General features: G+C 46.0%; 21 protein-coding genes and 1 pseudogene. 12 read left to right on the top strand and 10 right to left on the bottom strand.

The features are described from left to right. The 3 genes from JGK39_RS06700 to JGK39_RS06690 all read right to left on the bottom strand — a co-directional run. A partial coding sequence (locus tag JGK39_RS06700) for a DUF4347 domain-containing protein (RefSeq protein WP_293248733.1) occupies nt 1-2,226 on the bottom strand: 2,226 nt, incomplete at its 3' end. 985 nt (nt 2,227-3,211) lie between these two features. Further along, nucleotides 3,212-3,643, bottom strand: coding sequence for a hypothetical protein (locus tag JGK39_RS06695; RefSeq protein WP_293248730.1), 432 nt, complete (start codon nt 3,641-3,643; stop codon nt 3,212-3,214). A 291-nt stretch (nt 3,644-3,934) separates the two neighbouring features. Continuing rightward, complete coding sequence (locus tag JGK39_RS06690) at nt 3,935-5,431, bottom strand: hypothetical protein (RefSeq protein ID WP_293248727.1); 1,497 nt, start codon at nt 5,429-5,431, stop codon at nt 3,935-3,937. A 74-nt stretch (nt 5,432-5,505) separates the two neighbouring features. Between JGK39_RS06690 and JGK39_RS06685 the strand changes: the two genes are divergently transcribed. Next, nucleotides 5,506-7,182 carry a glycosyltransferase family 39 protein gene (locus tag JGK39_RS06685; protein WP_293248724.1) on the top strand — a complete coding sequence of 559 codons (1,677 nt, stop codon included), beginning with the start codon at nt 5,506-5,508 and terminating at the stop codon, nt 7,180-7,182. A gap of 190 nt (nt 7,183-7,372) precedes the next feature. Here the strand turns inward: JGK39_RS06685 and JGK39_RS06680 are convergent, their stop codons facing one another. From JGK39_RS06680 to JGK39_RS06665, 4 genes and pseudogenes are all read right to left on the bottom strand, one after another. After that, entirely contained in the window at nt 7,373-7,510 is a 138-nt protein-coding gene (locus tag JGK39_RS06680) for a hypothetical protein (protein ID WP_293248741.1), read from the bottom strand. Further along, nucleotides 7,480-8,795: pseudogene (gene iscB, locus JGK39_RS06675) on the bottom strand (RNA-guided endonuclease IscB). Before iscB ends, JGK39_RS06680 begins: the two are co-directional and overlap by 31 nt. Nucleotides 8,796-9,092: 297 nt before the next feature. Then, on the bottom strand, nt 9,093-13,640 hold the full coding sequence (locus JGK39_RS06670) for a response regulator (RefSeq protein WP_293248721.1): 4,548 nt from the start codon (nt 13,638-13,640) through the stop codon (nt 9,093-9,095). Between the two features lie 844 nt (nt 13,641-14,484). Then, the gene (locus JGK39_RS06665; protein WP_293248718.1) at nt 14,485-17,589 is read right to left on the bottom strand and encodes an MFS transporter; all 3,105 of its coding nucleotides are present in this window, start codon (nt 17,587-17,589) and stop codon (nt 14,485-14,487) included. Nucleotides 17,590-17,869: 280 nt separating this feature from the next. Between JGK39_RS06665 and JGK39_RS06660 the strand changes: the two genes are divergently transcribed. The 7 genes from JGK39_RS06660 (at nt 17,870) to JGK39_RS06630 (ending at nt 21,361) form a co-directional block, all read left to right on the top strand. Continuing rightward, nucleotides 17,870-18,028: a hypothetical protein gene (locus JGK39_RS06660; protein ID WP_293248715.1), complete on the top strand. Its 159-nt coding sequence runs from the start codon at nt 17,870-17,872 to the stop codon at nt 18,026-18,028. Nucleotides 18,029-18,102: 74 nt separating this feature from the next. Further along, nucleotides 18,103-18,405, top strand: coding sequence for a hypothetical protein (locus JGK39_RS06655; RefSeq protein WP_293248712.1), 303 nt, complete (start codon nt 18,103-18,105; stop codon nt 18,403-18,405). Next, the gene (locus JGK39_RS06650) at nt 18,386-19,087 is read left to right on the top strand and encodes a hypothetical protein (RefSeq protein WP_293248709.1); all 702 of its coding nucleotides are present in this window, start codon (nt 18,386-18,388) and stop codon (nt 19,085-19,087) included. Before JGK39_RS06655 ends, JGK39_RS06650 begins: the two co-directional genes overlap by 20 nt. A gap of 15 nt (nt 19,088-19,102) precedes the next feature. Next, nucleotides 19,103-19,537: a hypothetical protein gene (locus JGK39_RS06645; RefSeq protein WP_293248706.1), complete on the top strand. Its 435-nt coding sequence runs from the start codon at nt 19,103-19,105 to the stop codon at nt 19,535-19,537. Between the two features lie 428 nt (nt 19,538-19,965). Next, nucleotides 19,966-20,244: a hypothetical protein gene (locus JGK39_RS06640; protein ID WP_293248703.1), complete on the top strand. Its 279-nt coding sequence runs from the start codon at nt 19,966-19,968 to the stop codon at nt 20,242-20,244. Nucleotides 20,245-20,293: 49 nt separating this feature from the next. Then, a complete protein-coding gene (locus tag JGK39_RS06635; protein WP_293248700.1) occupies nt 20,294-20,608 on the top strand; it encodes a hypothetical protein in 315 nt (104 codons plus the stop codon). A gap of 15 nt (nt 20,609-20,623) precedes the next feature. Continuing rightward, entirely contained in the window at nt 20,624-21,361 is a 738-nt protein-coding gene (locus JGK39_RS06630; RefSeq protein WP_293248695.1) for a hypothetical protein, read from the top strand. Between the two features lie 169 nt (nt 21,362-21,530). On the opposite strand, the gene JGK39_RS06625 is transcribed toward JGK39_RS06630, so the two are convergent. Both JGK39_RS06625 and JGK39_RS06620 read right to left on the bottom strand, forming a co-directional pair. Beyond that, a complete protein-coding gene (locus JGK39_RS06625; protein ID WP_293248687.1) occupies nt 21,531-22,388 on the bottom strand; it encodes a glycerol acyltransferase in 858 nt (285 codons plus the stop codon). A gap of 207 nt (nt 22,389-22,595) precedes the next feature. Then, a complete protein-coding gene (locus tag JGK39_RS06620) occupies nt 22,596-23,942 on the bottom strand; it encodes an NB-ARC domain-containing protein (RefSeq protein ID WP_293248678.1) in 1,347 nt (448 codons plus the stop codon). A 252-nt stretch (nt 23,943-24,194) separates the two neighbouring features. Here JGK39_RS06620 and JGK39_RS06615 point away from each other — a divergent pair, with 252 nt between their 5' ends. Together JGK39_RS06615 and JGK39_RS06610 are read left to right on the top strand one after the other, a co-directional pair. Further along, the gene (locus JGK39_RS06615; protein WP_293248675.1) at nt 24,195-24,713 is read left to right on the top strand and encodes a hypothetical protein; all 519 of its coding nucleotides are present in this window, start codon (nt 24,195-24,197) and stop codon (nt 24,711-24,713) included. After that, nucleotides 24,700-25,284, top strand: coding sequence for a hypothetical protein (locus JGK39_RS06610; protein WP_293248670.1), 585 nt, complete (start codon nt 24,700-24,702; stop codon nt 25,282-25,284). Before JGK39_RS06615 ends, JGK39_RS06610 begins: the two co-directional genes overlap by 14 nt. Nucleotides 25,285-25,400: 116 nt before the next feature. On the opposite strand, the gene JGK39_RS06605 is transcribed toward JGK39_RS06610, so the two are convergent. Continuing rightward, the gene (locus tag JGK39_RS06605) at nt 25,401-25,673 is read right to left on the bottom strand and encodes a hypothetical protein (RefSeq protein ID WP_293248663.1); all 273 of its coding nucleotides are present in this window, start codon (nt 25,671-25,673) and stop codon (nt 25,401-25,403) included. A gap of 356 nt (nt 25,674-26,029) precedes the next feature. On the opposite strand from JGK39_RS06605, the gene JGK39_RS06600 reads away from it, so the two are divergent. Both JGK39_RS06600 and JGK39_RS06595 read left to right on the top strand, forming a co-directional pair. Then, entirely contained in the window at nt 26,030-26,296 is a 267-nt protein-coding gene (locus JGK39_RS06600) for a hypothetical protein (RefSeq protein ID WP_293248660.1), read from the top strand. Beyond that, nucleotides 26,293-26,613, top strand: coding sequence for a type II toxin-antitoxin system RelE/ParE family toxin (locus JGK39_RS06595; protein WP_293248657.1), 321 nt, complete (start codon nt 26,293-26,295; stop codon nt 26,611-26,613). The genes JGK39_RS06600 and JGK39_RS06595 overlap by 4 nt, the downstream gene beginning before the upstream one ends. The last annotated feature ends 42 nt before the right edge of the window (nt 26,614-26,655 follow it).

Raw genomic sequence — 26,655 nt, 5'->3', positions numbered from 1 at the left:
TGGAGTTGGAGTTGGAGTTGGCGCGGGCGTTGGTGTCGGCGCCGGAGTTGGAGTTGGAGTTGGAGTTGGCGCGGGCGTTGGTGTCGGCGCCGGAGTTGGTGTGGGTACGACTGCACTGCTGAATTCAAAAGAGCCGCTGTCAACGATCGCCCCTGGAATAGTATCGCCATCTTGAGGGCGAGTCACGCCGCGCTGATCCAAAGCGGGTGCGCCACTTGCAACCCCTTTATCAATTGCTGGACTTCCGAGCAGCAGAGGCCTGACTAAAGCGCCGTTGATGTTTTGCAGGGGGCCGAGTTTCGGATCGGCGACTGTCACACTTGTCGTCGCCTTGATATCGGTGCTAATCACGGGCCACTGAAAATTTCCTCCTCGATCGGCGTATTGATCGGTGACGTGTTGGTTAATTCCCCAAGGGTTGCCTCCGTTAGCCGCCGTATTGTTGGAAAGAACCGTGTTTTTGAGGGTGACACTATTGGCATCGGCAAAGATACCTCCACCAACCCAACCGGCGCTATTATCGGCGATCGTCGTGTTGACAATAGTTGTAGGTGCACCAAGAGTCATTGCACCGCCGAGTTTGTTGAAATCACCAGCAACAAACGCGGTGGAGTTGCCCGAAAACGTACTGTTAGTAATCGTAGCAGGGGCATTTCGCATCCACAGGCCACCACCTTGATTGTTGGCTTTGTTGCCAGCAAAGCTGGTGTTGGTAATAGTCAATCCCTGGTTGGTGCTGTCGCTCAAAATCGTTACACCACCACCATTTCCAGGATTTCCACCGCCGGGGCTGCCTGTTAGCGCCATAACTTCGTTATTTTGGAAGGTGGTGTTTTCCAAAATTACCTTGTCTTGGCTGCCGGTGAACAGATAAGCTGCGCCTCCTTCACCTTGACCTTTATTGTTCTGAAATACGCTATTGCTAATCTTGATTGTGCCGGAAGCTTCGCTCGGATTGCTGGCTCTGTCTGTGTAAATAGCACCACCGTTACCCCTTAAACCAGGATTGCCTTGGCCTGTTGCGTAAGAGGCTGCGCTGGTGTCGTTGCCGATGAATCGCGAGTTGTCAATTGTTAACTTGCCCTGAAGGCTGTTAATTGCCCCACCGTTAATTCCCTTGTTGTTGGTGAAGTCGCTGTTGGTGACTGTAAAAGCTTTGGAACTCAAAAAGCCGATCGCACCTGCACCGCGTTCGTCATTACCTGCCGTCGCGATGTTGCCGTTGAATTTACTGTTCGATACTGTCAGGGTATTGTTGAAATTACCGAAAATTGCGCCACCGCCTTTATCGGCAACGTTGTTATTGAACTGAACGTTGTCTACGGTGAGACTTACTTCGTCGGTTGTGCCGATCGCGCCACCTGTATCAGTCGTTTTACCGTTGGCAATAGTGAGATTTTTGACCGCAAAATTCGTCGCAGTCACAACGTTTGCATTGACAAAAAAGGCACGGGATGAGTTGTTACCGCTGATGGTTAAACCTGCGGCGGCGGCGCCGTCAATCGTGAGGTTTTTGCCAACGGGAATAGCGATTTGACCGCTGGTCAGGGTGATGGTTTGACCGGCTAAACCTGGAGCGAAGGTAATTGTATCGCCGGCAACAGCGGAGGCGACCGCAGCCCTCAAGGAACCAGCTCCGCTATCGCTATTATTGGTGACGACGATAGTAGCTAAATCACCTTGGTAATTTGCCATCACATCGGAGTTCAAGGCTAAGTCCGATTCAATTTGACCCTTAGAAAATTCTAAATTCCAGTCGCCGTCTTTGCCGGTGATGTTGGTGGATGCGGCAACGTCAGCCCCCGTTAATTGGCTGAACTTGTCAACGAAATTAGCGCCTGTACCTGAGGCTACATCGCAGCCGTACAGCATGATGTCTGCGGATGGGGCTAGTGAAGTTTGCCACTTTTCCAACTGGCTTTTGTATTGCTCGATGTTATCTGAACCCAGAGCGGTATTACCGAGTTGCAGGCTGCCAGAACTGCCGTGAGAAATAATGTGTACCGAGTCGATCGCCCCGTTGGTAGAGGCGTAGTTTTCAATTTCAGAGGAGATTTGTTCGATGCCGTTTTTGGTGCCATCGAGTATTACGACCTGCTGTCCCGGCAGCACTCCTGCTGCAATTGAATCGTAATCTTCCACCCCGGAATCAATGAATACTAAGGAACGCAGGGGCAGTTTTTCCAAAGAAGATTGTGAGTTGGTTTGAGCGAACGTAGAACTCATTTTTGATACTCCATTAAGGGCGTTATTGGTAGATACAGCCCGGGAGTCATCTCATCAGTCTTATTTGAATTCATATTAACACCTATTTTGAAAATAGTGCAACATTTTTCAATCAATTATTTAAATGTTTTATTTTCCGGATTGTGCTTGCTTCCGCTTGTAGTTACTCAATTTTTTAATAAAAGCTGTTAAATATTTAACAAATATGTGGCGCCTATAAAAAAAAAACCGCTTTTTTGAAGCCGGATCTTTTCATTGTTATTCGCTGAAAATACCTACATCTATAGGCATCAAAAAGTAGCTTAAGCGTACTTGACTACTCAGTAACCCCTTTAAATTAGATTTAGAACTATTTATTTTAGTATGATATTTTGGGTGTGCGGATACGGCTCAGCCTAAGTCACTACCTGTATTTCAGCGAATTTTTAAATTAGTTATATAATACCTTTTGAATGATTCGATCGATGAAAATCAAGAATGCAAGTGGAGGCCAGAGCAAAATTACGAGCTACCTCAGTCATTCCCAGTTTAAAAATCTAAAATTGTATGAGATAGGCTGCGTGGCTGGCTAGCTTTTTGAGACACCAGAATACTGATACCAAGTTGGTTTTGTGGCATTTACTAAGCATCAAAACAGTCTGACATTAAGTGCCGGTTAATCATCGCACTTAAGTTGTTTGGGCGCGGGCACAGGAACTTTGCGGACTTGGGCCGTCACTACACTACAAACGCTATGAGAATTATTCAACGGGAGCTGATACGATCGATCGCAGCTTCAGTCCGATCGCATCGTCGCGCACCGTCATACCAATTTAATGGGTCGTTGCACATATCTAGATCCCCCTCGCATCCCCCTGGTTGAAGGGGGACGAAAGAGCGGAATCTTGTCCCCCCCTTAATAAGGGGGGTTAGGGGGGATCGGATTCGGGAGCAGCCTCATAAAAAATTGGTATCAGGCGGTTAATGACAATTCCATTGTGGCCAATCACCATGTTTCACGCTCCACAGACTCAATTACATCACTCTCCTTAGCAAACAAGCGATCGCGCGCGCGGCCGTTGCTGAGTGTGTCGCTATCTCGATCGGCATAACACGAACCCAGTCCGTTTTTGTCGCTCAGGGAACCGTGCCATGTTAGCAATTGGCTGTTATCTGGTTCGAGGTAATCTGAACTGTCCCCACAAAATGTGCAAACTTTGTCAATCTCTCTAAGGATAGAGGCATATTTTTGAAGTGCCGAGATAACTTGCTGGATCCCGTCAGAGATGGACTTGACTAAAATTACTGCAAGCGTCGCGAAAATCCCAGAGACAAAATATCCGCCGTCATTAATGCTAGAGCCATTAAATGCAAAACTTCTGGATGCGGGATTTTGGTATTCCGAGGCGGGATTGGTTTCCGTCAAAGAAGTGAACATATTCCTTCCTCCAAAAGGGTGTTGACTGGTAGATGTACCCTTGGAGTCAGACCGCAGGAAACAGGCAGCAACCTGGTTGGTGTTGCTCGTGCCCATTGAACTCATCTATCAGTTTCGCCTATTTCTGCGGCACTGCCATCCGCGATCGCACGGAATTTATATTTTCTGTATTTTCCCCAATTGGGGACAGGCCAGTAATTACCGATAGATCCCAGTATCCTGTAGGTAACCGCTTCCACAAAGACCTTATATTTAATGTCAAAGTTGCCTCCGGCTGCGCCGCACCACCGCTCAAGAGTCTGTAGCAGAGGGCGGTTTCTTCCCCGCATTCCGAATATTAATAATCTTGTTGAGCGCCTCAAACCAAAAAGCAGCTCCCATAGAAATCGCTACGCCGCTCAACATCCAACCAAACAATTTTCCCATCAAAGCCGGCAACAATACGTTCCCTTTAGCATCTAGCTCTAACCTGTTCGGTTCGCTCCAGCCAAAAGGTAGAGCTACATTATCCAAAGCGCGATCGACCTGATTTTGAACTTTTGTGAGATTGGTTAAATTATCCAATTTTGTGTTAGGGTTTTTTTCCACCAACTGCTTAGCGTACAAATTAACAGTCGATCGCAACATCGAATCCTTCGACAACCGATTAACAATATTAATCGTGTCAGCATTAGCAGCCAGGGCGATCGCAGTACCGATCAAAATCGCCACCCCTCTAGAATTCCGCTTGTAAACACCCGAAGCGCGCTCCATCGATCGATCGAACCAACCTTCAATTTCTTTCTGAAACCGCTGCAACTGCTCTTGAGTATTTCCACCACCTGTTTCAGCGCGCTGTGCCAAAATATAAAGACTGCGTTTCAAAGATTCTGGCATACTGTCCAAAGTTTCTTGAATTTGTTTGTAAATAGGACTCTCCTCTTTCTCATCCATAATTTGTGCTACCGCATCCTGACTTTTCCTAACTTTTCTCACAGTATTTAACAAATTGCTCAAACTCGGTTGCAGTTGCGCCCGCAGCGCTGCCCGCTCAAACTCGCTATCAAAACTCGCCTTAATAAAAGCCATCTGTCTCTGAAATTCTCTTCCTCCCTGCTCGGTTTCTGGCAGATAAACCTGAGAATCATTAATATAAAATCCTAACTTTTCCGACATCCGATCCAAACTGTTGTTCAAACTTCCCAAATCGTTTTTATAATCTTCAACAACTCGATTGAACTCGGCAGTCAGCCAGCCAAATTCTTGCTCAATAATTGGTTTAGTAGATTCCGGCAGATTCAGACCCTCTCCAATGACTTGAATTTGTGCCAACTGTAAATCTTTAAATCTTTCCAGTCTGCTTTTAGAGAGCGATTCCACCAAAGCAGAAATTTTTAAAGTATCCAAAAGGCTCGCAGCAAAACTATCGGCTGGAATATAAGAAGGCCCTGTTGATTTATTACCAAAAACATTCTTAGTGCCAGTCATTCCGCGGTAAAAATCTCCCAGGCGGTGCGTAACAGAACGAAATCCCTGTGATAAAAGCCCTTTCGCTCCTTGATTCAAATCCTTGATAATTGGATTGGCATAAATCGAATTTGCTAACTGTCCGACTCGCTGCAATTGCAGCGGATCTTTCGTGCCTTCGCTGCCTCCGGAAATCAGCACCTCGATCGACTTCTTTAAATGTTGGGCCCGCCACTGCAAAACAGTAGCAATCAGTTCCTGAATTTCGGAAGCCAGCAAGCTTAAAGTCAGGTAGATAAACACTAAGCCAATTATAATATCTATGATTACAGGTAAGTTCATGGTATTTCCCCGATCGCAAATAACTGCTGTCTAAGTTTACCTTCTCTTTGGGACGCTAAAAACTCTCTTAATTTATGTCAGAAATCTTTCCATTCCCGGGCCGCAAACCCAAAACTCGCTTCAATGACAGCTTGACAGACAAACTGTGGATGCTGGCTTTTCTGTTGGCTGCGGTGTTGATTTTCGGGCTGAATCTGGGCGGCGCGGCGTTGCGGGATTGGGATGAAGGGATTGCAGCCCAGGTAAGCCGCGAAATTTGGCGCGGTAATTTAAATTGGCTGTATCCGACGATCGGCTCCGTGCCTTATTTGAACAAGCCGCCGCTGGTACACTGGCTGATCGGGCTGTGTTTTAGCGTCGGCGGTGTCAGCGAATTGACGGCGAGGTTGGTACCGGCAATGCTGACGGCGGCTTCAGTGCCCCTGCTTTACGCCATTGGGCGCGAGTTGTTCCCGCAGCGCTCGATCGCCATTTTTTCGGCTCTCGTTTACCTGACGCTGCTTCCGGTAGTGCGGCACGGACGTTTGGCGATGTTGGACGGGGCAGTTTTGTGTTTTTTGCTGGCATCGATCTGGTGTTTGCTGCGATCGCGCCGCGACTTGCGCTACGCTTTGGGGGCGGGAATTGGGTTCGGACTCATTTGCCTGACTAAGGGCGTCATGTTGGGGCTGCTGCTGGGCGCGATCGGCTTTGTTTTCCTGGTTTGGGATACCCCGCGACTGCTAACTTCTGGGTATCTTTGGGGCGGATTGGCGATCGGAACATTGCCAGTAGCGGCTTGGTATTTTGCCCAATGGCTGCACTACGGCCAAGATTTCATCAACACTAATTTATTTAACCAATCTTTCCGGCGAATTGGGGAAACTGTAGGCAATCACAAAGGCCCGCCCTGGTATTATCTTTTAGAAATTTTAGAATCAGCATGGCCGTGGCAGTTATTTTGGCTGCAAGGGCTGCGCTTGAGTTGGGAAAATCGCAATTTTCCCGGGCCCAAATTAGTATTAGTTTGGACGGGAGTATATCTGCTGGCTGTGTCGGTGATGAATACCAAATTACCTTGGTATGTTTTGCCAGTTTATCCAGCTTTTGCGATCGCAGTTGGCAGCTATCTCGCCGAAGTTTGGGAACAAATGTCAGTCCCGGAAGAATCCGCAAAAAAAGATGAAACAGAAGAATATTTTAATGCTATATCCTTGTTGCCTCATCCGGCAATTTTGGTAGTAATAGCCGTAGTTGGTCTCGTCGGCTGCGCGTACTTCAGTGGCTGGGTACGGCTGGGCGGACAAATGGTTTCCCCCCAGCAAGATTTGCAGTTAATGCTGATGTTTGTAGCGTTGACAATGACAATATCTGCCGTGTTGCTGCACCGAAAAGACCGACAATTTTTATTAGTTTTAATTTGGGGGACTTACGTCACGCTGTTAGTATTTGTCGCTTCCGATAACTGGGTTTGGGAACTAGGGGAGGATTATCCGGTGAAGCCGATCGCCGAAATTGTCCGCCAAGGAACCCCAGCCGGTCAGCAAGTCTTTACATCTCATAAATTACCGCGTCCGTCGCTGAATTTTTACAGCGAGAGGCAAGTTATTGTCGCCGACGCACCGACGCTGCAACAGAAATGGCAAACTCTCCCGCAACCTTATTTTTTGTTAGAAAAACCCCTTATCAAAAATTTAGCATTGGATAATGCTGAGGTTATCAAAACAGCCGACGATTGGGTGTTAGTAACTAAAAAATCAAAAGGTTTGTAGTGAGGACTTTAGTCCTCTGGAATGAGAATTAAATAACTTACAATTTTTATTTTTCTTGTGGGATGGGCGGGAGAGCCCGTCCAAAAAAGACGGGCTCTCCCGCCCATCCCACAAATATGTGTAAATTATTTAATTCGCGCTCCTCAGTTATTGTAGGCTGCATCACCAGCTATTTGATGACTCAATCGGCTCAACCGATCGAATATCTCCCTCGATCTCCCTTGATGAGTAATCCCACTTCGAGATAGGGGAAATTCTGGAACTCAATAATAACCGCTCGATCGGTTTCCTCGATCGCTACGCCTCTAATCGCTGATTCATTGGACATTCATTGGAAAACGCATACATATACCCATCGTTGCGGTGGATTGATTTACAGTATCTATGACGCACTGGACTAACCTTGCCGAGTGGCGTCTTCATTTCAAAAACTCCGCTTTCTCTAACCGTCAGCCTGCCGACGTGAGTGCCTGCAAACTTCCCAGATGGGAGAATTGCACTTGCCATGTCGCCAGTTCCAAACCCAAAAAACGTTTTGCAGCGCGTTCTGTGCCTGAGAGGAAATCCATATTTATTGGTTGTACACATTTGACGGTTGCCCCATCATGAAAGCTGCAATTAACAACGGCTGCTCGGTGAAAACTTGCAGCACTTCTTGGTTTCCTACACAAGCTGCATCCAACCAATGAGTCTTAGGTAATCCTAAACGAGTGCGGTTGTACTTGGTTATACCTCCTGTTGAAACTTCTATTGGTAATCCTGTTTGCTTAAGTTGCTGAAATAATGCCCAGCGGGTTGAATTCACAGCAGCCGCATCTTTCAATGGTTGTTTTGCTTGTCTCAAGATGCGGGACAAGATGTTAGGCTTTTTGGACAAGAAATCCCGAATATCTTGATTTCCTTTCTTTTGGTTGCAATTGTGGCAGGCAAGGGTGAGATTGGAAACTCTATCGCTTCCACCTTTTGATTTTGGGTGAATGTGCTCTACCTCAAAAGGTACGTTTTCCACTTCGCAGTAAGCGCACTTTCTCCCCCACTTTTCTCTTCAAGTATTCTCTGACTTCATAGCCCGCAAGTTCACCTTGCTGATACTCCTTGCCTGATATTTCAGGATTCTGCATCGCTTGAAGGTCAAACTTAACCAGTTCTTGGGATATCCCTGTAATCGGTACATATCGACGGATGCGGTTGACCCAGGTAAGGATGTTTGTCACCCTAGATTCTAAGCTTGGTGGCAACCATCCAGACCCTCTTGTGCGGTTAAAAAAACGTGGTTTGCGGTAACGAGTTTTGCGGTTGCGACGATTGCGACGAAGGTTGCGACGCGACTCTAAGTCATTTTTAATTTGTTGCCCGCGATGGGTCAACTGGGCACCCCAGATAACTTTCTCACCCTGCACAATTGCTAGCCCAGTTACTTTTGAGCCTGGATCTATTTTTAATTGGTGTGGCTCTATCTCAGGATTAGGAACCACGTATTTCAACATAATCGTGAATGGGTAGCGGCGATATACAGCCGCTTGTCGTAGGTTCAATAATCGTCTTGCCTGTCCGGGCGGTACTGGTAAGAGTGGTTGTTTTTTGGTATCTAAAACGAATACAAAGTTAGACATGAAAGTCCTCTGATTACTCAGGTTATGTTTTCCTCGCCAAGGTTTTGATGGCTTGTTGGGCTAGAGACACTGACTTAACCAAATACATCTGTTTAATCTCTAACGACAGAGCTACAAGCACCGAAAGGACTTGTAGGTGTCATCACCATCAAAACGTAGTATTCAAGATACTTAGGCTGGCTATTTGTCCAGTTTATGCACTAGCACTCTTGTCTTGTCCACTGTTTGGTCAATAGCAACACCTGCAACTGTCTCTGTCGTCGAAATAGCAGTATAAGCGATATCCTCTATCAACAGCTAACAATCAACAGACTCTCTTTCTATTTTCAAGGCCGTTTCGACTCTTTGGTACTCGGCCTCAACCTGCTTTAACAGCCCGGATTCGAGCCCAGATAAAGGCTTATTTGCCTCTGTCCCCATCCGCCCAATGATTTCGAGTTTCTCGCACAACTCAAACAAGCCAAAAGCACCGAGGGTTCCGCTAATCGACTTCAAAGAGTGAGCATCCCGCCTCAAAGCCAGCGGATCGGCACTGCTCAGGGCCCTAGAGATGCCTCGCAGCAGTTCGGGGGCTGTTTTGAGGTAAAGGTCGATCGCCTCCTCCAAAGCTTCGACATCTCGCAGTCCCTCTATAATCTTGGCGCTCAGACAATCGCGGTTTTCTGAAAAAGCCCGATCGACCTTTGATGCACTCCACCCTACGACGGAGGACGAATTGGGAATTGTCACTTGTGGATTGCCCCCAACAGCCGCATTCGTTAGCGCAGCCCTCGAAGAGGATCGCACTTCTAACTCACTTGTTCCTCCTGTCTTTTCAATCTGCGAGCTCGCACAAAAAATTGGCTGCGGACAATCGAATTCGCCATTTGAGCCAGATTTACACGCGCTCAAAGCTCGCACCAACTCCTCAATGGCGATCGGCTTGCTCAAATAGTCGTCCATCCCCGCAGCCATGCACTCTTCGCGATCGCCCTGCATCGCATTTGCCGTCATCGCCACAATCCAAGGCCTCGTCCATTTGAGATTTTGGATTTTGGATTGGGGATTGTTAGATTGCTCCTGAGTCAATTCGGGATTTTCGATTTGGGATTTTGGATTGTTAGATTGCTCCTGAGTCAATTTTCCATTGTTAAATTCCTCGTCAGTTATGGAAACTTCTGATTCTTCCCTGCCATTTTCTAAGCTCAAAGCTGCTAAAAATCCCTCGCGGATGCGACGGGTAGCTTCCAAACCGTCCATTTCCGGCATTTGCACGTCCATCAGCACCACATCGTAAGGCTGGCGGTGCAAAGCTTCGAGCACTTCGATACCGTTTCCTGCCACATCCGCCCGATACCCCATCCGCTGCAAAATTTGCAAAGCCACCTTCTGATTCACCAAATGATCGTCAGCCAACAGAATCCGCAGCGGTAAACTCTCGGCCAGCACTGGTATGCTTTGCAATAAAGGCCGGAGAAGAGTGCGCTGCATTCTAATTTCAGTATTCTGTTTCCCAAAAATATTGATTAAAACATTGTAAAGTTGAGATTGTTTGATCGGCTTGTTCAAAAAAGCAGCAAAATCGACCTCAATCGCAGGGGTGTTAATTTCTTGTCTGCCGATCGAAGTTAGCATCACTAACGGCAACTTTTGGCAATCAGGATACTGGCGAATTTCGGCAGCTAAAGCCAACCCGTCCATTTGTGGCATTTGCATATCCAAAATTGCCAAGTCAAACACCTCTTTAGCCGCGATCCAATCTAAAGCCAAACGAGCTGAAGCTGAAGCCCTAGGAACCATTCCCCAAGACTGAGCTTGGAGAGTCAAAATTTGGCGGTTGGTTGCATTGTCATCGACAATTAAGACTCGCTTCCCAGTTAATTCTGGTTGAGTAGTGCTCAAATTAACTGGCAAGGAACTGTTGCAGCCACCAACGATCGTGCTGAAATAAAAAGTAGAGCCTGCGGATTTGGGATTTTGGTCGATCGGCTCGCTGCTGAGTAAAGATTTGCCAGAGCTATATTTTTCGGCAATTTCGCAAGATTCTTCACCTGCGATATCCAAAACTGGCACTTTAAAATCTCCCGGAGGATTGCCAGCCAGACAACCCATACTTTCCACCCACATCCTGCCGCCCATCATTTCGGCCAAACGCTTGCTAATTGCTAAGCCCAATCCGGTACCGCCGTACTGCCTGCTCGTTGAAGAATCAACCTGGCTGAAAGATTTAAACAGCCGATCCATACGATCGCACGGAATGCCGATACCAGTATCTTTAACCGCAAATTGTATTTCGTATACTTTGTGAATTGCTCGCGGTTCCCCATTAATTGCTGGCGGTTCTTGAGCGTCGATCCTGGACACTGCAAGCTTTTTGGCAGTCACCGAAACCACCACTTCCCCCCTTTCAGTAAATTTAACAGCATTGCTGAGCAAGTTGATTAAAATTTGCCTCAAGCGGGCGCTGTCACCGAGCGCCGTTGGTGGTACGGAGCGATCGATCAAGTAACCCAATTCCAGTTTTTTTTGTGCCGCCTTGGCAGCTACCAAGTCGAGGGATTCCTCAATGCAAGTGCGGATGTCAAACGGATGTTCCTCCAAGTCCAATTTGCCCGACTCAATTTTCGAGAAATCTAGAATATCGTTGATCAGCGTCAGCAAAGCATCGCCGCTGCTGCGGATAGTTTCTACAAAATCGCGCTGTTCCCGACTTAAGCGGGTATCCAGCAGCAAACCCGTCATGCCGATGACTCCATTCATGGGAGTGCGAATTTCGTGGCTCATGGTGGCTAAAAATTCGCTTTTGGCTTTGGTAGCCGCCAGTGCTTCGTCGCGAGCTTTTGCCAAATCTACGCCTGTTTGCTGGCGATCGAGTTCGCTGCCCACCCACTGAGCCATCAGTTTCACCAACTCTCTATCTACAACTCGGAACGGTTCTGTCAGAGGAGTCGGAGCAAAGAAGCATAGAGTGCCGTAAACTTCACCTGCCACCGTGACGGCAGTGCCCATGTAAGCTTCGATGTTGAAGGCAGGATTGGGAGTATTGAAGCACAAACCCGAAAACCTCACCGACTCAAAGTACATCGGTTCTTTTGACATTGCTGTAGCCACGCAGAAGGTTGTTTCCAGATCGTAGATTTGTGATTTGACGATCGACTCATCGGGACATTCAACAGCAATTATTTGATAGTTGTCGCCTTGAATGCGCGACAAAATTCCCACGGAAAGGCCTAACTGCCGGCATCCCATTGCCAGCAGTTCTTGGAGGCGCAAATCAAAGCTATAAAGGCGGCCTTGGGGGTCTGTACGGGGAGCAGAAGTCACTTGGTACAAAGCTTTAATGGCAGCTTCGCTTTCTCGCAGTTCTTCTTCTGTTTGCTTGCGGACGCTAATGTCGCGGGAAACGCCGATAATTTCTTGCACTCCACCGGTTTCGGGATCGCGGATCGTGCGGCTGGTGGTTTCAAACCAAATGTATTTGCCGTCTTTGTGGCGGATGCGGTAGCTGACGGTGTAAGTAACTGGCAGCGCCAGGACTTTCGAGTGAGCTTTGGCGACGGTTTCTAAATCGTCGGGGTGAAAATAATCGTTGGGAAGGCGCCCAATCAGTTCCGAAGGTTCGTATCCCAGCAAAGCGTGGCTGGCGGGCGAGACGTAGATAAACACGCCTTTGGGGTCGTGTCTGGTAATCATGTCGGTTGAGTTTTCGGCGATCAACCGATAGCGGTATTCGCTCTCCTTGCGTTCGACTTGAGAATTGCCCAATGCTTCTAACATTTGGTTGATGGTGTCGGCCAAGCTGGCGAGTTCATCGCCTCCTGGAATTATTTGAACGCGCAAATCTGGATCGCCGTTGGCTGCGATGTTGCTGACGCTAGTGCTCAAGTGGGCCAATCTCGCCAAGACTAAATTTTCTAGCAACAGCATGGCGATCGCGCTAAATATTAAACCTACTGCCAATATCGAGAAAGTAAAGAGTTCTAGGGTAGCCTGACCTTGGCGAGAGATTACTCGGTCTACTTCTACCCGCAGCAGCAGCGCTAGCTTGCCCCGGATGTCCCGAATCAGGGCGTATCCTGCTACTACGCTGTCGCTGAGCGGCTCGACTAAAATTTCTACTGATTTGAGGTTAGAAATTTTGAGTTTGAGATTGTCCAAATCCTGCCTGGAGCGAGCCAGCGCCTTAGCGCCCTGCCCGGAGTAGTTCGTGGCTCCGACTTTAAAATCTAAACTCGGCAATCTAAAATCCACCGACAGGTGAGTCAGTTCTGCAAGCAAACCGATTTCGGTGTTGTCCAGGTAGCGTGCCAGGATCAGCGTCCCCCGCGGCGGGCCTTGGGCGTTGCTGTTGACGATCGGCTTTGAGGCTATCAGCAGCGTAGCTTCTGGCAGGGTGACGACGCCTGTTTTGGCGGGGTACCCCTGGTCAGAACTTGTCTGGGACTTGAGCAGCGCCTCGGTCAAGTGCTGTTGCAAGCTTGCCGGAATTGGGATTTCGGTTTGGGATTTCAGGTCAAAACCTTTGCTGAAGATGGTCTTACCGTTGGAGTCCAGCAGCACCAATAAGTTTAATCTCAAGTAAACAAACGTGGAATCGACGAAATTTGACTTGACAAATTCCTGGTTCCGTGTATCGACAAAAGAGTACGTATCATCCCACTCGGCGTAATCTTGGGCGCTGGTGTCTAAATTCGACAAGTCGTCATCTAAGGCGTCCAAAGCCCGCGCGACATCCTGGCGGACGTACTGTGCCTCCAGGTTGTTAAAATCGTGCAGCAAAATGGTTGATGCAGTGGCATAGAGAACCACAATCAGGCCGATCAGAGCTGCACCGATGATTAATAGTGTTTTTTTTCGGAGTTGCATGGCGTCGCCCCCCTCACGGTGTTACTAGGCAACTAGCCTGGGGAGGTGTGAGACGTAGGTGGTTTAGCATTGGCGATCGAGCCTGGCCTGCGTGTTTTGACTGTTGTGGGCTCATTTGCAAAAGCCCTCGGTATTTCCAAGGTATCGGGTATCTAGCCCCCCACAGTCAGTGTAGTATTTTCACATCTTTAGTTCCCTTCATTATGCACAACCGATCGCCTGCGAGTCATGAGCTAACCGCGATTTTCAAAAGAAACGGGCGATCGCGCCACGAAAAAACTTCGCGTTTGATACTCGCCCCGCCCTGGGCGGGGTGCCGGTGGCGGTTGACACAACAGGCGTGCTGGATTGAGAACCGCTTTTGATTCGCCCGATCGCAATTCTGTTTTGCTTTACGGTTCGATCGTTCGGAATGCAAGTCCTTCTTCTGGAGGACTTGCATTCCGAACGATCGAACCAGTTGTATAATAGTGAATCGAGGCGACACGAACTTACCAGAAACACCTCACCGCCCTTGAGAATCCTGATAACAATTTTGTTTTGCTTTACGGTTCGTAGTGAGGACTTTAGTCCTTCCTAAATGCGGACTAAAGTCCTCACTACAAACCTGTTTTACAATGGTGAATCGATTTGCTTTACGGTTCGTAGTGAGGACTTTAGTCCTTCTTGAATGCGGACTAAAGTCCTCACTACGAACCTGTTTTACAATGGTGAATCGAGGCGAAATGCTCTTAAGCAGAAATACCTCACCGCTTTTAAGAAGGTCGATAAAAATAGTGCCTGATGTGAGTTTCTACTAACATCAGGCACTATTAGAAATCCGAGCGCACAAATTGACTCTTGTTTATCGGATAACAGCTAAAGCACCAGCACCCGCAGCCGCAGCCGCCGAGGTAAGAGCCGTGAAAAACAGCCACCAAGAGGCAACTTCCGCTGCTTTCCGAGTTTCTTCAGCTTGTTTTTCAGCTTGCAATCTGATGTTTTCGAGGCGAAGCTGCGCTTCTTGCTGCAAGCGTTCTGCTCTTTGCAAGACGCTGTTGCGGCTTCTTTCGATTTGGTCGATCAAACGGTTCGCATCTGCTTCAGAAATGTCCTCGCGCGAACTAATTAAAGCCACTAAAGTATCGCGGTTGAAATGACCGAGGCGATCGCGCAAAGCATCAAATCCGGCTTGCGGATCGTCAAATAACTTCCGCACGTCCCGCGTAATGCCTTCGTAATTGAGTTCCGGGCGATCGAGCGAATTGAGGTAATCGCGAATTTTTCCGAGAATCCCGTCAATTACCGACTGAATGCCCTCCTGAATTTTCTGAATTTGCAGTGCGAATTGGTCGCGCACCGACAAAATTTGATCGACAATGCGATTGGCTTCTGCTTCCGAAATATCCGGCCGCTGAGACAGCAGAGAAACCACTGTAGATCGATCGATATGCGACAGCCGCTCGCCCAAACTGTAAGCGCCGACTTTTGGGTCGTGCAGCAGCAGTTGCAAGTCGCGCTTGATGGCTTCGGGATTTAATTCTTCCTTGCCCGTATTCCGCAAATAATCCTCTAAAATGCTCTGAAAATCCTGGACTTGTGTTTGCACCCGATGAGCCAAACGGCGCGGCGCTTTCACGATCGATCCCAGAGTATCCTGCACTTGGTCGATAATTTGATTGACTTGTTCCTCGGTCAAATCTTCTCTCTGAGAAAGCAGTTTTACCAAAGTATCGCGATCGACCTGAGATAGCCTTCCGCGCAGCGCTAAAGCCCCTTCCTTGGGATTTTCCATCAATTTAGTCAAATCCCGCTTAATCCCTTCAGGATTGAGTTCTTCCTTGCCTGTCTTGCGGAGGTAATCTGCCAGGGCGGTAGTAGTTTGGTCGTACTGATCCTTGGCTTTTTCAGCCAACTTTTGCGGTGCTTCCAGCGCGCTGTGCCAAGTTTCTTCGGCGCTGTCTAGAAGCTGGTTTACTTGGTCTTCGCTGAGGTCTTTCCGCTGAGATAGCAATTTTACCAAAGTTTCGCGATCGAACTTAGAAGCTCTCGCTCTCAGCGCCCACATTCCCGCCTCCGGGTTGTCCAGCAGCGTTTTGAAATCGCGCTTGATGCCTTCGGGATTGAGTTCTTCTTTGCCCGTAGACTTCAAGTATTCTTGTACTTTTTGCCACTGATTGTCCAGTCGGACTTGTGCAGCTTCTTGCAGACCTTGAGAATCTGCTAAAACTACATCTCGCGTCCGTTCCAACTCTTTAACAATCTGTTCGACTTCTTGGAAACCGAAGCCTTCGCGGCCTCTGAGGATTTGCACGAAACTGTCGCGGGTGTAAGGAGCAAGCCGATCGCGCAACTGTTCGTAATTCGCATCAGAATCCTCTAAAATTTTCTTAAAATCGCTCCCGATACCTGCTGCTGTCAGTTCTGCTTTCGGCGTCAGCTTCAAATAAGTTTCCACGCGCCACTGCAAATCGCGAGCTTTTTCTTGCTCCTCAGCAAAAAGCACAGTTTGTAAAACTCGCTGTCTGATTCCTTCTAATTCCTGGGAAATTTCTTTAATTTTGTCTTGGGTAAAAACGCCTCGACTTGCCAGGATTTCCGCAAACTTGGACTGATTGAGTTTTTCTAATTCGCGGCGTACAGTTCCCGGATCGGCGGTTGGATCGTAGAGCACGTCACGAAATCCGCGCTCGATCGCGGTAGGGTTCATCTGCCACGAATAAGTGTTGAGCAAGTAGTTTTCTACGTCGGCGCGAATTGGGCTGTAAGTTTCGGGTTCGCCTTTGACTTGAGCGGTGATTTTATCAGCTTGCTGGCTAACTTTGTCTTTAGCTGTTTTGAGCTGACCGATTACTTTTTCCACATCTAAGTCTGAAATATCCGTGCGGCCCAAAACTATTCCCATTAAAGCATTGACTGCCATTGTCGTTGCTTGGGACATCATTGTGGGGTTTTGTCCGGAATTTTGAGGGCCCAGATTGCCGAGAACTTTTTCTACCCTACTTGTCAGCGTATCTGAGAGCAAATCTCCCGATTTTGCTGATTTGAGATAATCTATCAATTGGGCGATGCCGTCAGATTTCTGGTCTTGTTTTCCTACTTGTTTCCAAGCATCTTGGAGTTGGTCTACAATCCGGTTGACATCGCGTTTTGACCAGGACGATCGCGAACTGACTAAATCTACGAGAGTTTGGCGATCGAGATTCGGCAAATTTTCGCCCGCAATGGTTTTGAGTTGCGGATCGTTGAGCAACTTTTCAAACTCGCCGCGCATCGCTTTGATGTCTAATTCCGGCGGTTTGAGGCTTTGGATGTAGTCTTCGACGTTTTCCCGCAAGCTTGTGGGGTCGATCGCGCTACCGAGTTCGTGGCCCACCGCTGCTGCTGCTGCTTTGGCTGTGGCGACTACTTGATTGCTAGCTGCTTTGGCGCCGAGGGCTGCGGCTGCGGTGCCGAAAATAGCTTGAACGCCTGATGTGGCGGTGTTAACGACGGAACCGATCAGGGAACCGACGGTGGTGGAGCTCACCCAGACGAGGAGTGAGAAATAGGCCGCCCACACGACTAAACCGACGATCGCACCTAAACTGGGACTGCTAATCAAGCTGAGCTTAACTGCTAGCAAGCAAGCGAAGAATAGGGCGATAGTGACGGTGATTAGAGTCCAAGTACCGACTTTGCGGCCGATGTGGCGCACGGGGGGGCTGTTGCTATCCGAGTGGTGTCCGTCGTCGTGGGATTGTCCGATGTAGGAAAGGCCCGCGGCTACTGATAAATTTGTTAGCAAGAGTTGGAAAGCGCAGGCGAGCACGACTCCAGCTATCAGGGCGATAAAAAATTGCGGCCCGGAATACAGGAGTGCTGCATCTTCTACTCTGCTTGTTGTTGTTGTTGTCTGTTCTACAGGCACTTGGGCCAGCCAGAACCCGATGTTATACAGTTGTGGATTTATTGGCAAATTTTGATACATAGTATATTCCTCGTTAAAGGGTGGGTGCGCGCGATCGGCTAATGTATAGTTTTAGTCTCGTACCCCTAAAGGCAAGCATCGCCTTATTGACGAGCTAAAACATCCCCCTACAGTCGGAAGTGTATAGATATGTCTGCGGCCTGCTGTTGATTGAGGGATAATTGTGCTAAGTGAAACGATAACGCCACGCCCGCCTGACACTTAGGTCAAAACTTGTGCGATAAGTGGTGTTTTTTGATTAATTGCACTTAGATATGGGCGGCGCAGCGATCGGGGATTGATGCAGGTTATCGAATTTGCTGCTATCGATGCAGAAGGGTTGGAAAGTTTGGTGGAGTCCGGTTTCGGCGATCGGGCAGATGGTAATCTCGAAGTCGGTAAGGGCATCAAGAAAAGTTGGGTGAGTTTGATGATTGAGGTGTCGCTATGCGATAATTAGTAAATAAGTGGGTGTTTGCTTGCGTTCCCTCAACCCAACTCAGAAAATCGACAATCACAGTAAGAGGTAAGATAATGGATTCAGAAAAAGAAGAACAAAAACAAACTGTCACAGAACTCATCAAATCTGGTGAATTAAACAGTATCTATTTCAACGAGTTTGGTATAGGAGTTTCTAAACATGATATTTTCATATTATTAAGACGCAATGGAAAAGAAGAAGCGATACTCAATGCTTCTCACATTACAGCCAAATCTTTTGTGGATTCTCTCGGTGAAGCTTTGAGAAAATTTGAAGCTAAAACAAATCAAACAATACCTATTTCAGATGAAATTGAAATATTAATGGAGGCGCCAGATGAAACCAACGATCGGTAATCAACAGGATAACAGTCCGAATGGCACTAAGTTAAGGAGAAATAGACGGGCGATTGATACCAGTTCAGAATCGTCAACAAGTTCTTATCATCTATTATCTTTTCCCTTAGAAGGGAAAATAGAAGCGAAAAACTACCCTTTTCAACTATATACACTTGGTGAGAACAAATTTTCCATTACAACCAAAAACTATCCCATAATTTATCAAGAACATAAATTTGACAATCTCCAAAAACAAAAAAATAAATTTAAAATAGGGGAAATAGATAAATTATTGACCTTTGAAGAAATACTGAAATACGGTATTGAGTCTATTAAATTGAAGGATGATTATCTCTTTAATCGTATTCGTGAGTTAAAAGAATTATGCGATTGTGAAGAAGAGTATGATGTTTCTTTGGACTCGCTTAAGACAATGTTTATATTTGTTGAAGCAATTGGAAACATTTCTAAACCTAGTAGCTTAACAGTAAGTGAAAGTGGTCTTTTTTATTTAGAATGGGAAAGAGATAAAAATAATTCAATAACCGTGCGATTCAAGAAAGATTACTTTTTAGACTATGTTATTTTTAAGCCAAGTTTGCATATAGATAAACGAATTATTTTTAATGGTTCGATGTATGCTCTAGATCTAGTTGATTTTCTTAAGGATTTAAACCTAAAAATACACCAACAAATATAAACAATAAATATAAAAATGACAGAGATAAAAGCTGGTAATGTTGCGCGCTATTGTAAGCCTTCAAATTTAAACACTAATGGAATACCACAGACTTCTGCGTTTCAAAGACGAACAGAACCTAAAGAAAAATATTTATCTGTCTATTTGCTTGATTTCTTTGACAAAGAAACTGAATTAGAAAATATTATAGAAATTAAAAAATATATGACAGAAGTAACAGGTTTTACTTGCAAACCTAATGGCTCTTTTGCTATTCTTAATATACAAAAATCCAAACATTATATTTTTGAAGAAATATCATCAGAGATTTTCTATAGGGAAAAGAGATTACCTCATTGTGGTCTTTTCCATGATGCTGAGGATCTATTAATTGCCAAGTTACTTGCTGAGTGCGTTGAAAATAATTATCTCATTAAAGATATCCCAGATTCAACAACTTCGCCCCCATAACCGTGCAAAAAATCTGGGGACTCCCCAAAACCTCTGCGGTGACTTTTCCGCACCACAAACGCAAAATCTCATCCTTAATGGGATTTAAGCTATGGCGGTTCTCTGTCTCTCGTTTGTATCGAAGTCTCGATGCTCTTTGCTAATATTATCAAGAGCGCTCTTCGCGCAACTATGTACCTAATTTATATGGGGCGCCAGGGGGAGCTAGACTCGACTATAAGCCAATACGGTTTACTTAAAATGGTCCGAAGAGAGGAACGAAGCAATCTCCGTATCTATTTTTCATAGGGTTTTACCCCCAGGGCGCCCTTAAGTAAACGGTATTGGACTATAAGCGACATTTATTATGAGTTTAAGCCTTAACTTGACACAATAATAGGCAATTCTCACCGTACATTATCGCAAATTAACCTTCAAAAAATTTGATTATGCAACGCGAAAGTCATGCAATTATTATGGGCGGCAGTTTAGCAGGAATGTTGGCTGCTAGAGTATTAGCAAAACACTTCGATCGCGTAAGTATTGTTGAACGAGATTTTTTTCCCGAAAAACCCGCCCCCCGCCCCGGTATTCCTCAATCCCGTCACCTGCACATCCTTTTGACTCGTGGAAAAATCATCCTAGAACAGTTGTTTCCCGGCTTGGAAAACGAACTGATAGCTCAAGGGTGCTCCGAGGTTAGATCCGAAGTCTATCGGGTGGTTTAGTCCGGCTGGTTGGGCGACACATTTTACCCCCGATCCTGATGATTTAATTATGTTCAGTCGGGATTTACTCGATCGCCAAATTCGCCGCCGCTTGACAGAAAATACGAAGGTGCATTTCCTGGAAGGAGGGACTGTAACAGGGTTGCTGGCGAATACTCAGGGCACGGCGATTGCTGGAGTGTCGGTGCGTTTTCGCGATCGCCAAAACCCAGGTAACATAAATGAAGAGAATTTGAATGCAGATTTAGTTGTCGATGCTAGCGGCAAAGTTTCTCAAACGCCTAAATGGTTGAAAAAACTCGGCTATGAACCGCCACCAGAAACCGTTATCAATGCTTTTGTGGGCTACGCTACGCGCATCTAGGAATGCAGCGGTAAATTGTCAGAGACAGCGCCAGTATTTGTATCAGGATCGCCGCCATTACGCACTCGCGGCGGTGCAATTTTCCCGATCGAAAGCAATCGCTGGCTGGTGACTCTCGGCGGGGGCGATCGCGATTATCCGCCCGCAGACGCAGCAGGTTTTGTAGAATTTGCGCGCAGTCTGCCAACTCCGATGATTTATGATGCGATTAAAGATGCAAAGGCGATCGCACCTGTGTATAGTTATCGAGGTACAGAAAACCGTTTGCGCCACTACGAACGCCTCTCCCATTATCCTGAAAATTTGGTAATTGTCGGCCATGCAGTTTGCGCTTTCAACCCTGTTTACGGCCAAGGAATGACGGTTGCTGGATTGGATGCTCAGATGCTGGATGAATGTCTGCAAAAACAGCGGCAGCGCTATCCTGAAGGCGATTTAACAGGCTTTGGGCGACATTTTCAACAAAAACTCGCAAAATTACATACTATTCCTTGGACGTTTGCTATCAGCCAGGATTCGCGCTATCGGGGAAGTGAGGGTGCGAAACCAAACCTGGCTACGCGACTGACAATTAATTACATGGATCTGGTGTTAAAAGCGTTGACCACAGATGCGAAAGTTTGTCAAGCTTTTTTGGAAGTTCTGCACATGATTGAACCACCGACTTTACTTTTTCATCCTAAAATTGCGGTAAAGGCGATCGGGCAATTCGTCACCGGTAGGCAGAAGCTAGAAGCTAGAAAGCAGAATTAATAGAAAGACTTTTTTGCTAAGCGGTAAGGTGCGCATTGCGCACCCTACATATAGAGGTTCAGTAAGGTGCACATTGCGCACCCTACATATAGAGGTTCAACTGAGTCCTGACCAATTACCTAATCCCTCCGCTTCGCTTCGCCCAATCCCTCCGCTTCGCTTCGCCCAATTACCTATTCCCAACCAAACAATCTAATTCCCGTTGCATTTGATTGGTAACTAAATCGAAACAAGCATCGACATAATCGCGATCGCCCGCCGCCTCTTTACCGTACTTCTCAAATACGATCGGTTCGCACACGCGAGTCCGAATTTGCACGGGAAAAGGCAGATTTGGCAAAGGCCCGATACTCAGTCCCCAAGGCAATCCCAAATACACCGGAAATACCACCGGATCGATGCCCAACAACCACGGCATACCGAATTCATGCAATTGCTTAACTTCTTCGTAAAAATCTGCCAAAACTATTAAAGTATCGTGGGCGCCGTGGGATATAATTGGTACGATCGGCACTTCTTCTCGCAATGCTAATTTAATAAATCCCTTGCGTCCGGCAAAGTAGATTTTATTCCGCAAGTGGTGGGGGCGAAAAGTATCTTCTGCGCCGCCCGGATAGACGAGAACCGGGGCATTTTTTCGCAAAGCTGCGATCGCCATTTTCGGATGCGCTTTGAGGGCGCCGCACTGCACAGCCATTCCAGCAATATCAGGAGAAACTTGCCAAACCGTCGGGTGCATCAATCCGTAGGCCAATCGTTCCGTACCGTATCTGTGGAACCATTCGTATAGGAACATAAACATATCAGGAGCGGCGATTCCTCCGTTGTGAGAGCCGACAACGAGCATTTTTCCGCTCGCGGGGACGTGGTGCCAGCCGTCGCTTTGTACGCGAAAATAGTAGCGGTACAGCCACTCCCAGACTGGCAGCAAAAGTTTAATGAAGTCGGGATTGCGATCGTCTAAGGATAATCCGTCAAAGCGAGATGTTTGGCTGTTGTTTCTGGGGCTGGATGCGGAATATTTCATTGATTGGTGCTTAAGTGCGATCGGCGGTAAAAAAGTATTGTTTTAGTATTGCAAATTTTGGGGAATTGACATATACTCAATTTATAATCGTAATTTGAGTATCAAAAATAAAAAAGTCACTATTTCCATTATTTTATATACATTCTCATAGTACAGCAAAAGACCGAGAAAAGTCAACACCATATTAGGCCATTTTTAACAGGTAAATCATAATTCTTGGACATACAGCCTCAAGACAGGTGGCAAAGTATAAAAACTTCCTGTTTTGTCAATGAAGCAACGCCGCGATAAAGATTGTAGGGCATTGAGCAAGTCTGGCGATCGCACTGTGCCATATTCTAGTAATTTTGCCAAGTTGACTGGTTTGCTTTCCCTACAAAACAAGGAGAGGACTTGTTTTTCTATTTCCGATAAGTGGCTGAACTGCTGTTGCAAAACATCTTTCAAATCTTCGGGCAACAATACGGTATCATTTAATAATAATTCATTTGCGTCAATTCCCAACTCTTGAATCAGAGTTGCCACGCTTTTTAACCATAACGGATTCCCTTGGTAGCGGTGAATGAGTGCTTCGCAGTTATCGATTTCTGTTAATCCTTTATCTCTGAGTATTTCCCGCGCGGCCGCAGTGTCTAAGCCTGTGAGTTGTAAAATACGAATGGGAGTATTTTCGCTGGTGAGTTGAGGAACTTCTTTGGGTGGTTCCCAACCGATTAGCAGGAAGCAACTTTGATGGGATAATTTTTCTATTTGTTTAAATAAAGAGCGATATTCTTCGTATCCGGGTTTATATTTTCCTGCTAATTCGCCGCTGCTGAACAGGTTATGAATATCATCTAAGACTACTAAACACCGATGTTTTTGTAAATATTTAATTAGGGGTAATACTTTCTGGTTAGTTGTGGGTGAGTCTTGCTTTTGGGACTGGGAGAAAAACTGGATTAAGTTGGCTTCAAATTCCGGGAGAGTGAGTGATGTGTCGAGATTGCGCCAAATGACGTATTCAAACTCGTCTTTGATTTGTTGTACGAGTTGTACTGCTAGGGATGTTTTGCCGATGCCGAGTCCGCCGGTGATGGTTATGAGGCGGCTGTTTTGTTGTAGAATCGAGGTTGTGAGGGTTTTAAGTTCGAGGGTGCGATCGTAGAAAGCACCTAATTCTGGCATTTCGCTTAAATCTTGATGCGAGGTTTCTTTATTTGGCGGGTGTGGATTTGGTATGTTTGGCGGATGTCTAGCTTCTCCACAGGTGTTGAAACTACTAATTGCTACGTTTTCAAAATTAGAGACATTTTCAAAGATAAACCTTCCCATTGCAGAGCGAAAATTAGTTTTATTAACCTCTTCGCCTAATTCCTCTGAAAGTGTTTGCCATAATTTTGAGCCAATATCCCTGACATAACTCTCGTTACAGTGAATCTCATCGGCAATTTTGGTGTATTTCTCACCTTGCATGGTTCCCCGCAGAATCGCTTCTTGTAAGTCATCAAGGTGCTTACCGGTTTTGGCAAATACCATCTCATCAGCCATTTGTAACACTTCCTTAAGATTCATGCGGCATCGCAGATGTTGTGATTTTCCATATTATACCCAACATTTTCCAACATTTTCTGGCATTTGCCAACATTTTTCATGCGGGGGAGTTGGAGTAGCAAGCAAAATTGCCAGCAAAATAGAGCATTTTTTGCTTGACATTTTTTTGTTTTAAATTAATCATTGGTAAAAGTATTAAAGTATTAATTTATAAATTAATCATCAGAAGGTAGTCCCATTGTGTCTAGCTGCTTGCCGATACAGAGGTAAAATATGTCAGGTCAAGAACCAAGAAAGATCGCTTTTCTGGCTAATCAACTCCAGAGTAGATCGATCGTAAAACAGGAAACTCAATCTGATATACAAGTTTATAAAGATACTCTTGCTGAAAGGTTTGCACTAGCGCCAACATCAGAAGAATTAGATAGGTTAATACAGCAGAGACGGAAAATCCAGGAATTAGATAGAGAAGCCAGCCAATTGAACCACGCAAAAGAATTGGCAAAAATTCAGATTCAAGACGCGAAACAAAAAGCTATTTTCCAACGCAGCCAACAAGTTGTAGCAAGTGTTGTTTCAATTATCATTGGTCTTTATTTTATGCAAGCTTTTCCTTTGGCATCTTTGTTGTTTTTGGTTTTAGGTTTAGCCAGACCTTTAGGTTATTCTTTAGGAGAGATAAGTGAGCTTTTTGGTGGATTGACAGGGCTTTCTAAAGAGTCAGATAAACTTCTATCTAATGGAAACGAGCAGGAAATCAGGTCTGAGGAGCTTACAGATGAAAGATACTAAACTAGATTTAATCAGTACGTTCAAATTTGAAAAGCGACTTAAACTTTTTGTTGCGGTATATCTTTCATTAGTTTTGCTTGCAGTAACTGCTGTGTTAATCAAGATTGAGATGGCTACCGAGTTACAGCAGGCTTTGATAATTATTCTAGGCTTAATTACAATTGCTACTCTTGATGCGTTCAGAAAAGCTCTAGATAGTACAGGATCTTCTTTGGCTAATCAGTTTAACCAAATAATTTTGCAGGACGGAGGGCTTTACGTTAGTGGTAATTATACTGGCGATTATGTTTTTAGTAGAGACATTAATCAAGGAGGTGAAAAAACGAAAACTCTTGCTGAAGCTGCTGCTGAAATTCAGGAGCTTCTAATACAACTAGAGAAGTCAAAACCTAATGCTACTGAAGCTGAGAAGGTAGCCTACGTTAACGATGAAACCCCTCCCGCTTTAAAGTCTCGTGTAGCTAGTGCAGCCAAGGCTGGTGGTGAAGCGGCTGTGGATACTATTTTGGATAATAGTCCTTACGGTAACATTGCTAGAGCTGTTCTCAGAGCTTGGATATCTCTGGTTTAGTTTAGTAGCTAGGGCAGAATAAGACGCACATTTTTTACTCACAATCTTACGTCTTGCATTGTCTTCATCCACTAAGCACCAACTGATTGCTACAGAACAATCCAGTACAAACTGCATTAAAACCTGCGCCCTTCTTCAATCAGGGAACGTATTGAATTTTTATCCAAGGCAATTTCTTTACGCAGTTGTAGCATTTTAGTAATTGCTGCTTGAATTGATTTTTTAGTAGTTAGCTTTCCCCAAGCGTTATACTTCGGTTTAACTTCCTCAGATGTTAGAGGCTGTACAACTACTAGAACTTCAACAGAAGTATCTTTAAACTCAGTGGGCATTTGGAGAAGCAATATACCATCGGTTCCAATATGCGATCGCAATTTCATTGTTTCCATGTCAGACTCCAGAAACTTTGAGCAATTATAGTTTACCTCGAAGCTCTTGACCTTGACCAGTATCTTGACCCCGCCCAAAAACGGAAGCCCCCGACAATCATCACTGGATATCCCAACATTTTAGACCCAAGTTCAAGCTCCCAGATTCTCTGCGCTGCAAGTAAATCTAAAATCTAAAATCTAAAATCTAAAATCCACTGACGGATTGTATAGATGCTATTGAATGGGGAAGGCGAGATCCCCTGACACCAAATACCAAACAGTGCCATGATTCTACAAAGAGCATCGCCAATTCCCTACTCATAGCGATCGAGACTCGTTATACTCAAAGTATCAATCCTCCACCAGATGCCGCGATGACCATCAAAGAACTCCTGATCCAAGAAATCGATAGCACCCCTGACGAACAGCTCGCCGATATTCTTAGCTTGGTGCGATCGCTCAAATCTACTCCACACCCCCAACTCAATACCTACGAACAACTGCTAGAGCGCATCGACTACCTCGAAGCCATCATCGGCATCCGCAAAGGACTTGAAAGCTTCGATCGAGGTGAAGGACTCCCAGCAGATAGAGCTATGAGGGCGCTACAGCAGCAGTTCAACATTCCTCAGAGTCTATGAGTTATCAAGTCCTAATCCAACCACCCGCCTTTGCTGAAATTGAAAACGCCTACCGTTGGATGTGCGATTATCTGAGTGCTGATGCTGCAAACCATTGGTATTACGACCTCCAAAACGCGATCGCATCCCTGCAACAGTTTCCTTACCGTTGCTCAGTTGCACCCGAAGCTGCCATCATTGGTCGGGACATTCGACAATTGTGGGTTGGTAAAGGAAGAAACTATCGGATTCTGTTTGTGGTGGAGAGCGATACCGTCGCGATATTACACATTCGTCACCGTCGTCAAGCCTCTCTAGGTACTGAACCGCCAGAGTAATCTAATCAAATAGTCAATAAAAGGCGAGATCCCCTGACACCA

Source organism: Microcoleus sp. PH2017_12_PCY_D_A, from assembly GCF_020738565.1.
Lineage (GTDB): Bacteria > Cyanobacteriota > Cyanobacteriia > Cyanobacteriales > Microcoleaceae > Microcoleus.
Note: the sequence above shows the minus strand (reverse complement) of the source record. Positions and strands in the feature narration are given on the sequence as shown.

Excerpts from the sequence above, each read along its gene's own strand:
- JGK39_RS06695 (WP_293248730.1), bottom strand. The coding sequence starts at position 3,643 with ATGTTCACTTCTTTGACGGAAACCAATCCCGCCTCGGAATACCAAAAT.
- JGK39_RS06690 (WP_293248727.1), bottom strand. The coding sequence starts at position 5,431 with ATGAACTTACCTGTAATCATAGATATTATAATTGGCTTAGTGTTTATC.
- JGK39_RS06685 (WP_293248724.1), top strand. The coding sequence starts at position 5,506 with ATGTCAGAAATCTTTCCATTCCCGGGCCGCAAACCCAAAACTCGCTTC.
- JGK39_RS06680 (WP_293248741.1), bottom strand. The coding sequence starts at position 7,510 with ATGTCCAATGAATCAGCGATTAGAGGCGTAGCGATCGAGGAAACCGAT.
- JGK39_RS06670 (WP_293248721.1), bottom strand. The coding sequence starts at position 13,640 with ATGCAACTCCGAAAAAAAACACTATTAATCATCGGTGCAGCTCTGATC.
- JGK39_RS06665 (WP_293248718.1), bottom strand. The coding sequence starts at position 17,589 with ATGTATCAAAATTTGCCAATAAATCCACAACTGTATAACATCGGGTTC.
- JGK39_RS06660 (WP_293248715.1), top strand. The coding sequence starts at position 17,870 with ATGCAGGTTATCGAATTTGCTGCTATCGATGCAGAAGGGTTGGAAAGT.
- JGK39_RS06655 (WP_293248712.1), top strand. The coding sequence starts at position 18,103 with ATGGATTCAGAAAAAGAAGAACAAAAACAAACTGTCACAGAACTCATC.
- JGK39_RS06650 (WP_293248709.1), top strand. The coding sequence starts at position 18,386 with ATGAAACCAACGATCGGTAATCAACAGGATAACAGTCCGAATGGCACT.
- JGK39_RS06645 (WP_293248706.1), top strand. The coding sequence starts at position 19,103 with ATGACAGAGATAAAAGCTGGTAATGTTGCGCGCTATTGTAAGCCTTCA.
- JGK39_RS06640 (WP_293248703.1), top strand. The coding sequence starts at position 19,966 with ATGCAACGCGAAAGTCATGCAATTATTATGGGCGGCAGTTTAGCAGGA.
- JGK39_RS06635 (WP_293248700.1), top strand. The coding sequence starts at position 20,294 with ATGTTCAGTCGGGATTTACTCGATCGCCAAATTCGCCGCCGCTTGACA.
- JGK39_RS06625 (WP_293248687.1), bottom strand. The coding sequence starts at position 22,388 with ATGAAATATTCCGCATCCAGCCCCAGAAACAACAGCCAAACATCTCGC.
- JGK39_RS06620 (WP_293248678.1), bottom strand. The coding sequence starts at position 23,942 with ATGAATCTTAAGGAAGTGTTACAAATGGCTGATGAGATGGTATTTGCC.
- JGK39_RS06615 (WP_293248675.1), top strand. The coding sequence starts at position 24,195 with ATGTCAGGTCAAGAACCAAGAAAGATCGCTTTTCTGGCTAATCAACTC.
- JGK39_RS06610 (WP_293248670.1), top strand. The coding sequence starts at position 24,700 with ATGAAAGATACTAAACTAGATTTAATCAGTACGTTCAAATTTGAAAAG.
- JGK39_RS06605 (WP_293248663.1), bottom strand. The coding sequence starts at position 25,673 with ATGGAAACAATGAAATTGCGATCGCATATTGGAACCGATGGTATATTG.
- JGK39_RS06600 (WP_293248660.1), top strand. The coding sequence starts at position 26,030 with ATGACCATCAAAGAACTCCTGATCCAAGAAATCGATAGCACCCCTGAC.
- JGK39_RS06595 (WP_293248657.1), top strand. The coding sequence starts at position 26,293 with ATGAGTTATCAAGTCCTAATCCAACCACCCGCCTTTGCTGAAATTGAA.